This is a genomic window from Alkalibaculum sporogenes, assembly GCF_009362815.1.
Classification (GTDB): domain Bacteria; phylum Bacillota; class Clostridia; order Eubacteriales; family Alkalibacteraceae; genus Alkalibaculum_A; species Alkalibaculum_A sporogenes.
Map to the genome: position 1 here is coordinate 1 of NZ_WHNX01000057.1, position 9,670 is coordinate 9,670.

Annotated in this window: 7 protein-coding genes, 1 tRNA gene and 1 riboswitch; of the genes, 7 read left to right on the plus strand and 1 reads right to left on the minus strand. The window is 29.5% G+C overall.

All coding sequences use genetic code 11. From position 1 onward, the window contains the following. The first annotated feature begins 117 nt into the window (after window positions 1–117). Together GC105_RS16135 and GC105_RS16140 are read left to right on the plus strand one after the other, a co-directional pair. Window positions 118–1,116, plus strand: coding sequence for a M15 family metallopeptidase (locus tag GC105_RS16135; RefSeq protein WP_207706993.1), 999 nt, complete (start codon window positions 118–120; stop codon window positions 1,114–1,116). An 88-nt stretch (window positions 1,117–1,204) separates the two neighbouring features. Beyond that, window positions 1,205–1,281, plus strand: a tRNA-Arg gene (locus GC105_RS16140). Between the two features lie 64 nt (window positions 1,282–1,345). Here the strand turns inward: GC105_RS16140 and GC105_RS16145 are convergent. Continuing rightward, window positions 1,346–3,610: a putative bifunctional diguanylate cyclase/phosphodiesterase gene (locus GC105_RS16145; RefSeq protein ID WP_152806895.1), complete on the minus strand. Its 2,265-nt coding sequence runs from the start codon at window positions 3,608–3,610 to the stop codon at window positions 1,346–1,348. A 634-nt stretch (window positions 3,611–4,244) separates the two neighbouring features. Here GC105_RS16145 and GC105_RS16150 point away from each other — a divergent pair. From GC105_RS16150 to GC105_RS16170, 5 genes are all read left to right on the plus strand, one after another. Then, window positions 4,245–4,883: a hybrid sensor histidine kinase/response regulator gene (locus GC105_RS16150; RefSeq protein ID WP_152806897.1), complete on the plus strand. Its 639-nt coding sequence runs from the start codon at window positions 4,245–4,247 to the stop codon at window positions 4,881–4,883. 219 nt (window positions 4,884–5,102) lie between these two features. Beyond that, window positions 5,103–5,696: a TetR/AcrR family transcriptional regulator gene (locus GC105_RS16155; protein ID WP_152806898.1), complete on the plus strand. Its 594-nt coding sequence runs from the start codon at window positions 5,103–5,105 to the stop codon at window positions 5,694–5,696. Window positions 5,697–5,831: 135 nt separating this feature from the next. Beyond that, on the plus strand, window positions 5,832–6,176 hold the full coding sequence (locus tag GC105_RS16160) for a hypothetical protein (RefSeq protein WP_152806900.1): 345 nt from the start codon (window positions 5,832–5,834) through the stop codon (window positions 6,174–6,176). A 223-nt stretch (window positions 6,177–6,399) separates the two neighbouring features. Continuing rightward, entirely contained in the window at window positions 6,400–6,852 is a 453-nt protein-coding gene (locus tag GC105_RS16165) for a metal-dependent transcriptional regulator (protein ID WP_152806902.1), read from the plus strand. 173 nt (window positions 6,853–7,025) lie between these two features. Further along, a riboswitch (cyclic di-GMP riboswitch) is annotated at window positions 7,026–7,111 on the plus strand. 54 nt (window positions 7,112–7,165) lie between these two features. Continuing rightward, the coding region (locus GC105_RS16170) for a SpaA isopeptide-forming pilin-related protein (protein WP_152806904.1) at window positions 7,166–9,670 on the plus strand (2,505 nt) is incomplete at its 3' end.

Genomic DNA, 9,670 nt, shown 5'->3' on the forward strand with positions numbered 1-9,670 from the left:
ATTTAAAAGGTAAAGATACAAAGTGAGGTACAAACTACAATAAGTTAAAGGTAGAATGGCTATTGTTAATCCTCGCTTTAAATGCTAGAATATACTTAAATCATTATGGAGGATACTATGAAAAAAACTATTATATTATGTTTGTTAATCATGTTAATATTATCATCTTGTACTAAACCGCAGCAAACCACGATTAATGGTGTTTCAATGACTGGAAAAGTACTATTATCACAAGTTAATATTAATACAAGTTATGAAAATCGCTTTATTGAACCTAATCAAACCATTTCTTTTAATATCGAAGAGATTTATCAAGATGAACGAGGAAATGAAGCTGAGGTATTAGTAACAGAGGGTTTTACTATTGAGGTAGATAAGGAGAATTTAGTTAATATAAATGAAGATAATAGTATTACTGTTCTTGGAGATGTGCTCAGTGGGGAAGATATAGTTATTATAATAGAATATAAAGATAACAAACATAAAACGAATTATACAGTTAGAAAAGGATTAGAAAGTACTTTAAATGAAGATGGAGTTATTATTAATCCTAGTGATTATGATGCCATAGTGAATAAAAGCAGATCCCTACCTGCTGATTATATACCTAATGATCTAGTTAAGTTGAGAGTCCCCACACAATTACAAAATCCAGAAATAAATCAACTTAGAAAAGTTGCTGCAGATGCTTTGTTTGATTTATTTGAACAAGGGAAAAAAGAAGGCTATACACTTGTAGCAAGATCAGGTTATAGATCTTATTTAACGCAACAATCATTATATTATGGAAATGTAGAATCAAAAGGACAAGCACATGCTGATAAATACAGTGCACCGCCAGGGAAAAGTGAACATCAAACAGGATTGGCTATGGATATTACTAGCGCCGATGTAGCATTTCAATTATCTACTGACTTTGGTCATACAGAAGAAGGTATATGGGTAAATGAAAATGCTCATAAATTCGGATTTATAATCAGGTATCCAAAAGGCAAAGAGTCGATTGTAGGATACGAATATGAGCCTTGGCATATAAGATATGTAGGGGTAGAATTGGCAACTAAAATCTTTGAAAGTGATCTAACGATGGAAGAGTACTTTGAATTGCCTATGTAGGATAGAGTATGTGTGATTAAAGAGCCGAAAATGTATATTGTATATTAGTGGAGTTTATGTTAAGATACTATTTGTTAACTAACTAAATGCGCCCGTAGCTCAGTAGGATAGAGCGTTAGTTTCCTAAACTATAGGCCGGTGGTTCGAATCCACTCGGGTGCACCATATAAATGATAGATGTTTCAAGAAATTGAGGTATCTTTATTTTTTTACGGTATAGTAAATTTACTTATTTGTTAAGACTCTTTGTTCCATTAGTCATTTTTAGAATTTCAATAGCATCCTTCTCTAAAAGGGGTCTGCTAAATAAGTAACCTTGCATAATATCACAGTTGTTTTCTATTAAATATTCTTTCTGTGCCTGCAGTTCAACTCCTTCAGCTACTACATTAAGGCCAAATTTGTGACCCATTGAAATTATATCTCCAGTGATAAGTTCATTTTCATCTCGAGCAGTAATTTTATTTATAAAGTAACGGTCAATTTTTAATGTATTTAAATTTAGTTCTCCAAGCCTGTATAATGACGAGTACCCTGTTCCAAAATCATCTAGGGCTATCTGTATTTTGTGATTTTGAAGTTCCTTTAATTTTTCGTTAATAGCAGTAAAATTATCCAGTAAAATTGATTCTGTTATTTCTAATTCTAAACTTGATTCTTTCATTTGACACTCTTTAAGAATATTTATTACTGAATTTGAAAAATCATCCCGTAATAGCTGAATTCCTGAAATATTAACTGCAATTTTCTGTTCAGTGAAACCTAACTCATTTAATCTTTTAGAAAATTCGCAGGCTTTTTTTAATATGAGATTGCCAAGTGCGGCTATCAAATGCTTTCTTTCTGCTATTTCAATAAATTCAATAGGGGATATAGTCCCAAAATTATCTGAGTCCATTCTTGCTAGTGCCTCAAATCCAATTATTAAGTTGGTTTTCAGATCTATTAGAGGTTGATATTGTATATAAATTTTAGACGTATCTTTTTCATCAATAGCTGCTCTAAGCTCATTTTCTATTGTTTTATTTCGATGGAGTTTGGTCTCCATGGCTTCATTAAAAAAGGCATAATTACAAGTACCATCCAGTATATCATTTATTGCGATTGAAGCATCTTTTAATAATTGAGCTACATTATTATAAGTACTGTCTATTCTAACGATTCCTATTTGTACTGATATATATTGTTTTACACCTTTTACTTCTATAGGTTGAGAGAATAAGCTGCAAATTTTATTAGAGATAGTAATTAAATCCTCATTATAATTGTAGTTTCTAACAAATAAGATTAATCTATCTGCTGTAAATCTAAAAACTATTTTGTCATCATCGGCTAAGTCTTGAATGTCTTTACTTAATCTTATTATTATCTCGTCGCCATATTCGTATCCAAATGTCATATTAATTAATCTAAAATTGTTACAATTGATCAATAAAATAGCACTTTGTTTTGCTTCACTTTTATTTAATTCATGGTCAACTAAAACCTTAAGGTATCGTTTGTTAGGTAAACCAGTTAATAAATCATAATAGGCTAATTGGAGAAGCTCATTATCTTTCTTATATCCAGATAACATAATAAAAAGAAGAGATGCGTATATTATAGTTAATGTAAATAATCCAATTAGTGTGACTTTATTTACGATGTCAATGGTTTCCTTCAATGAAAAACTTATAGCTAAAGTACCAATTCTATTATCTTCGAATACTACTGGTACAAAAACTTCGTACACACTATCGCCGTTCACGTTTGTGATATAACTATGCTCTCGATTTTCAGTAATCTCAGATTTAATTTGAGAGTCAGTTATCACATTTCCTATTAGCTCTAATTTGGTACTTCCAGTAACATAAAAATTATTATCAATAAAGCGAATCATATCAACACCTTCGTTCATTTCATTAAGGAGTTGTTGTGTTTCAAAATTGTTAAAGAACTCATTAATCTTATCTGCCCGAACACCTACTTGTATAAAGCTGCCATTATTAAATTTAGAATAAGCATATTTATAATAAGTACCTGTTATTGAGTCACGTCTTATATCTTCTACAAGACTAATACTATCACTTATCATAAAATTATGGACAGGATGGCCTTTGGGTGCTACCCAACCTATCAACTCCTCAATATTAGAGTAAATCAATTCTCCACGGTTATTATAATAATCAATTTCTTGAATTTCAAGAGCATCTGCTAATTCTATAAATAATTCATTGCTAGGGTTTTCACTAAAAAGAACTGAAGCCCTGCTAGCAACAAGTAATTTTTCGTCAAGTAACTTATCTATGATTTCAGATGCCTGTGCAGATTTGGTTAAGTTTTGCGAATAACCTCTTGAAAGTATAAGAGCCTCTTGTTTTTTTAATTCATAGTAATGGTTTTTAATGCTAGTTACTGTAATTTGACCGGCAATAAAAAATAATACCGTGATAAGGACAAACGGTATTATGAACACTTTAACATTGGGTTTAATAAACTTGTTATTCGCCTTCAAAACAGCAACCCCCTTATATACTATAGGTTATATCATATATTTTGTGATCATTTGTAGTCCTACTTTATCCTCCGCAGATTACTTCGACCGCTTTGCGGTCTCAGTCGTTTGCACTTGCTCATAGAATTCATGTCCTTTTCTCGTGCAAGCACAGAAAATGACTTAAATTCTGCGAGCCAATCTGCTGGTGTGGATATTATATCATATATTTTGTGATCATTTGTAGTGTCTACTTTATCCTCTGCAGATTACTTCGACCGCTTTGCGGTCTCAGTCGTTTGCACTTGCTCATAGAATTCATGTCCTTTTCTCGTGCAAGCACGGAAAATGACTTAAATTCTGCGAGCCAATCTGCTGGTGCGGATATTATATCATATATTTTGTGATCATTTGTAGTCCTACTTATTTAAATAAATTCAAAACGTGATATTTATTAATAAATACCCCTATATTTTTATATGAAACTAAAGATGGCAGAGAAAAGCAAACAAACAAATAAAGATAGTAATACCTAAGATTTTACTATAAAATTATAAGGAGAAAAGTAGTTAAGTTTAGAATATTAAAATTAATTTAAATTCATATAGTACTAATAATATTTATACAAAAAATAGCAAATTTTGGAGGAGAATATATGGAGATAGAAAAACTAAATAAAGATACATCTCTTTTTATAACAAATATGAGTCATGAAATACGAACTCCTATGAATAGTATTTCTTCAGCTATCAAACTACTTAAAGAAACAAAGCTAGACGATGAACAACAAAATTATATGAAGATTATAGAAGAGTCATCTAATAAGCTTATCTTTTTTATCAAAGATATATTAGATATGTCTAAGTTAGAATGCAATGCTCAACAAGTCAAATCACATGATATAGATAAGCATGTAAATCTTAACTATAATAAAACGATTTTATGTATTGAAGATAACATTGTTAATCAAGCAGTTATGGAGAGTATAATTAAAAGGGAAGGGTATAACTTTATTTCTGCACATAGTGGTTTAGAGAGTTTAAAGATATTAAATAGAAAAAAAGTTGATTTAATATTAATTGATATACAGATGTCAGAGCTAAATGGATTTGAAACTACTAAAATAATTAGAGAAGGATATCGAGAAGATAATTACATCCCTATTATTGCAATGAGTGCATATACGGCGAGTATGAGTAAGGAAAAATGTACACAAGTAGGAATAGATGATTATATATCTAAACCATTTGAAGTAGAAAAACTTTTGAGTATTATAAGATCTTATATTATTTAGATTGATGTAGTAATCACAAATATTCGTCTAAAAATGATGAAATGTAGAGGATTGTGTCAAAGTAAAGATTATGATATACTCAAACTAACGAATGTACGGTAGTTAGATTCATTCTACACTGCTATTTTTAAAATAATATATTTAGAATGTATTATAAGTTATTAAGATTAATTTAATTTTTGTAATGTATAATATTTAGAAAAAAATGGTGGTGTAAATTTGTTAAATGAAACAAATAGTAAAATAAGAGATGTTGCATTTAAACTTTTCTTAGAAAAAGGTTATGAAGCTACTAATATAAGAGATATTTGTAAGGAAGTAAATATAAAACCATCTTCTTTATATTTTTATTATAAATCTAAAGAAGAATTATTTATTAATATATATGATGATATTTGGATCGGAAAAATGGATTATCTTAAAAGTCTTATAGTATTAGAAAAAGACAATACTAAAATGAAATTGTATTATCTATATAAGGAAATGATATCATACTATTCAGATAACATAGTTCAACAAAAGTTCTTACTTAGATATCATTTATTCCCACCAAGAGAATTATTAGAATCAATATCTGCAAAATATAAAACTTGGATTTTTAAAGAAAACAAGGTCAAATTTGAATTAGTTACTAAATTTTTAGATGTAGATAGATTAGGAGAAATTAATCCAGGAAATTATCTGGATGAGTATAAAAGATTTGAATACTCTCAACTTACCAATATGGTTATTACTAATATTAAAATGAGCGATAAAGAAATTGATACATTATGGTCGAAATTTTGGTATTGTACTATACAAAAATGCAAATAAATGTGTGATATTTTCTTACTATTATTTCGTATTCCAGAGGAAATAAGTTTAGAATTTTATTCACTGTGTAAATATATTGCTAGATTAAATATTGTCAAATAAGTATATAGAGTTTCTTGATAGGAGGCAATGTATATGGAGAGTTGTGATATAGATGAGTATGACAGGAAAGAATGGTTTAAAGATAATAATAAATTAGTAGTTGTGAGATACAAGGAAAGATATCAAGGTAGTATTATAGGCGCTTTTAGAGATGATAATGCTGCTTTAGATTATATGAAGATTAGAATGGAAAGAGAAGGGAAGACTTTAATTTTATTAGAATTAATAGGTGTTACATTCTATGGCTATGTAAATAGATGTAATGATACATATAGACATAAATTTATTAAGAATGTATGTTTTCGAGATCTAAGTGGAGGAAAAGAAACAGAAACAAATTTTTGGTTTGAGATTATTGATAACTATATTAATCACTAATTATGTTAATTCTTCGAGTTATATAAAAAATATTACAGGTAAAGTTAAATAAACTTACCTGTTTTTTAATATCTACTAATCTATTTTTGTATTTTTAAGAAAATAATCAAACCCCAAAAAAATCGACAATTAAAAAAAATCAATGTTTATTTAACTTTTATGAACATAATCACGATGTGGTGCATATCTATTAATGTATTTTAATAATGAAAGGTTGTGCATTATGTCTACTGATAAGTATTACACTTTTAATAGTTATATGAATATCAACGGAATGAGTGCTTCTGAAGAAGATTACTTAGAAATGATATATAGGATGTGTGTTAAAAATGGCGGTTACACTCGCGTTAATGATATTGCTTGTTACTTACATGTTAAGCCCCCCTCAGTAACTAAAATGGTAAAGAGGCTAAGTGAATCTGATATTATCGATTATAAAAGATATGGATTGATAAAGTTGACAGATAAGGGAATAGAATTAGGTAAATTTTTAGTTTATAGGCATAATACAGTCAAAGAGTTCCTGAGATTGGTTAATGTAGAACAGAATTTACATGAAGAAACAGAAAAAATGGAGCATACAATCACTGAAAGCACATTAGAAGGCCTTAAGAAGATAACTGAATTTTTTAAATCTAACCCTGAAATACTTAAAAAGTTTGAATCTACTTCTTAAAACGCAAATAAATTATTTTTTTTTTATTACCATGTTTTCAAAACAAATTGCAGGGTATTAATATGTTAACAAAAAAAATGAAAAATTTATGCAAGTATTTTTTAACTTAACGCATAATTCGACAAAATTCGCACATGCATTATAGTAAAGTGAATTAGTATATATTTACTAAAATTTGATAAAGGCAAACTTACTGAAAGGTAAGGACGCAAAGCACGAAATCTAAAGTTATTATAACTATGATAGTTCGGCTGCCAAATATAATTTGGCAGCCTTTTTATATATAAAAATAAGAAAAGTAGAGGTGAGTTTAATGAAAAAAACTATATACAAGAGGATCTTATCATTATTTTTAGTGACACTAATTATGTTTGGAACTTCATTTACATCATTGGCAGCAACAAGTAATATGGTTAAAATCGATGGAAATGACCAAGATATACCAGATAAATATGGAGTTAAATCATTAGAATTAAAGAAATATGAAGATGTAAATTCTAATGATAATTTATTAGATTTCGAAGATAATTTATTTAAAGGCATTATAAGTGATGACGGTAAAAACCTAAATTGGCAATCAAAAGACAATGTCTTAGTAAAGTACGTATTTGTTAAAGGCGGTGATGCTGGCAATCTTTATATTTACAACGAAGATGGTACGATTACAACAACTTCTGACTCAGGATTAGTATCACCACTTAATAATGGTGAGAATGTACCAAAAATAAGTCATATTACCTTTTACTATGAAGTTGTTCATCAACCTGAAGTGGGTAATTTAGAAATTACAAAAACTATAGATCAAAAGGGAAAAAACCCACCTCATCCAGGAGTAACATTTGAGCTTTATCAAGGTGATCAATTAATAAAAACTGGTATAACAAGTAGCCAAGGTAAGTTGAGATTTGAAGGACTTCCTGTTGGAGATTATAAGTTGAAAGAAATAGTGCCAGAAGGTTATGAGAGTAGTATAAATGGCTTTTCACTTGTGACAATTAGAAAAAACAAAACAACAAGTGAGTCTGTAGTTAATAAATTATCTACAGGAAATATCAAAGTAATTAAAAAAGATCAAGATGGAAAGAGTCAAAAAGATATAACATTTAATTTATACAAAGGAGAATCACTAAAGGCTACAGGTAAAACAAATAACGCAGGCGTTTTAGAGTTTAAAGGACTTCCTATTGGAGAGTATAAGCTTGAGGAAGTAGTACCAACTTGGTACAAAAGCAGTTTAGTAGGATTAGTTTCAGTACTGGTATCAAAGAATGATACAAATGTAGTAAATGTAACTAACACAAAGGTAGGAAATATTGAGATTGTAAAGACTATAGATAAAATAAATGGACAGGTACATGAAGATGTCGAATTTAAATTAATCCAAGGAAAAACTGTAAAGGCGACTGGTCGTACTGATGAACATGGTAAAGTATTGTTTGAAGGTGTATTACCAGGTAACTATAAAGTAGAAGAAGTAGTGCCTTCAGGTTATGTAAACATTTTAAATGGAATAGCCTTTGTTAGAGTAATTGGAGGAAGAACTGAAAGAGTAAATGTAGTTAATAAAGCTATCACTGGATCTATAATAGTAAATAAAGAAATCGCAGGGTCTAGATTATCACCTGATAAAAAGGGTATTATTTTCAACTTATATCAGGAGGGAGAACTAGTACAATCAAAGAAAACTAATAATTTCGGAATAATAGTATTTACTAATCTACCATTAGGTGAGTACCAATTAGAGGAAGTAGTGCCAGACGGGTATACTAGTAGCATAGATGGGTTGATGACAATTACTTTATCTCTTAAGAATAGAAATGAAACAGTAAAAGTAGTGAATACAAAAATTAAATATGGAAATATTGAAATCATTAAGAAAGACAATGGTGGCAATCCCCAAGGTGATATTGAATTCGAACTGTATAGTGGAGAAGATAAAGTAGCTAGCGGTAAAACAGATGATAATGGAATATTAAAATTAAATAAATTAGTAGTAGGAGAGTATCAATTAAAAGAAATTGTACCAACAGGATATGAGTCAGATTTAGATGACATGACATCTGTTATAGTCAAGAATAGAAAAACAACTGTGATTAACGTTATTAACACATTAATCACTGGTGGTATTGAAGTTATCAAAACTATCGACAGTATAGATGGAGATCCACAAGAAGATGTTACTTTTAATCTATATCAAAATGAAGAAGAAGTAGCTAGTGGAGTAACAGATAGTGATGGAAAAGTTGTATTTGAAGGATTAGTACCAGGAGAATACTTCTTAGAAGAGATAGCACCAGATGGATACGAGAGTAGCATAGACGGTTTGCTCGCAGTAGATGTAGTAGGTAAAGAAGTAAGTAGTGTAAATGTAATAAACAGTTTAATCACTGGTGGTATTAAAGTTATCAAAACTATCGACAGTATAGATGGAAATCCACAAGAAGATGTTACTTTTAATCTATATCAAAATGAAGAAGAAGTAGCTAGTGGAGTAACAGATAGTGATGGAAAAGTTGTATTTGAAGGATTAGTACCAGGAGAATACTTCTTAGAAGAGATAGCACCAGATGGATACGAGAGTAGCATAGACGGTTTGCTCGCAGTAGATGTAGTAGGTAAAGAAGTAAGTAGTGTAAATGTAATAAACAGTTTAATCACTGGTGGTATTAAAGTTATCAAAACTATCGACAGTATAGATGGAAATCCACAAGAAGGTGTTACTTTTAATCTATATCAAAATGAAGAAGAAGTAGATAGTAAAGTAACAGATAGTGAAGGAATAGTAGTATTTGAAGGATTAGTTCCAGGAGAATACTTC

Bases quoted from the DNA above. Each gene is read 5' to 3' on its own strand.
- GC105_RS16135 (WP_207706993.1), top strand. From the start codon at position 118: ATGAAAAAAACTATTATATTATGTTTGTTAATCATGTTAATATTATCA.
- GC105_RS16150 (WP_152806897.1), top strand. From the start codon at position 4,245: ATGGAGATAGAAAAACTAAATAAAGATACATCTCTTTTTATAACAAAT.
- GC105_RS16160 (WP_152806900.1), top strand. From the start codon at position 5,832: ATGGAGAGTTGTGATATAGATGAGTATGACAGGAAAGAATGGTTTAAA.
- GC105_RS16165 (WP_152806902.1), top strand. From the start codon at position 6,400: ATGTCTACTGATAAGTATTACACTTTTAATAGTTATATGAATATCAAC.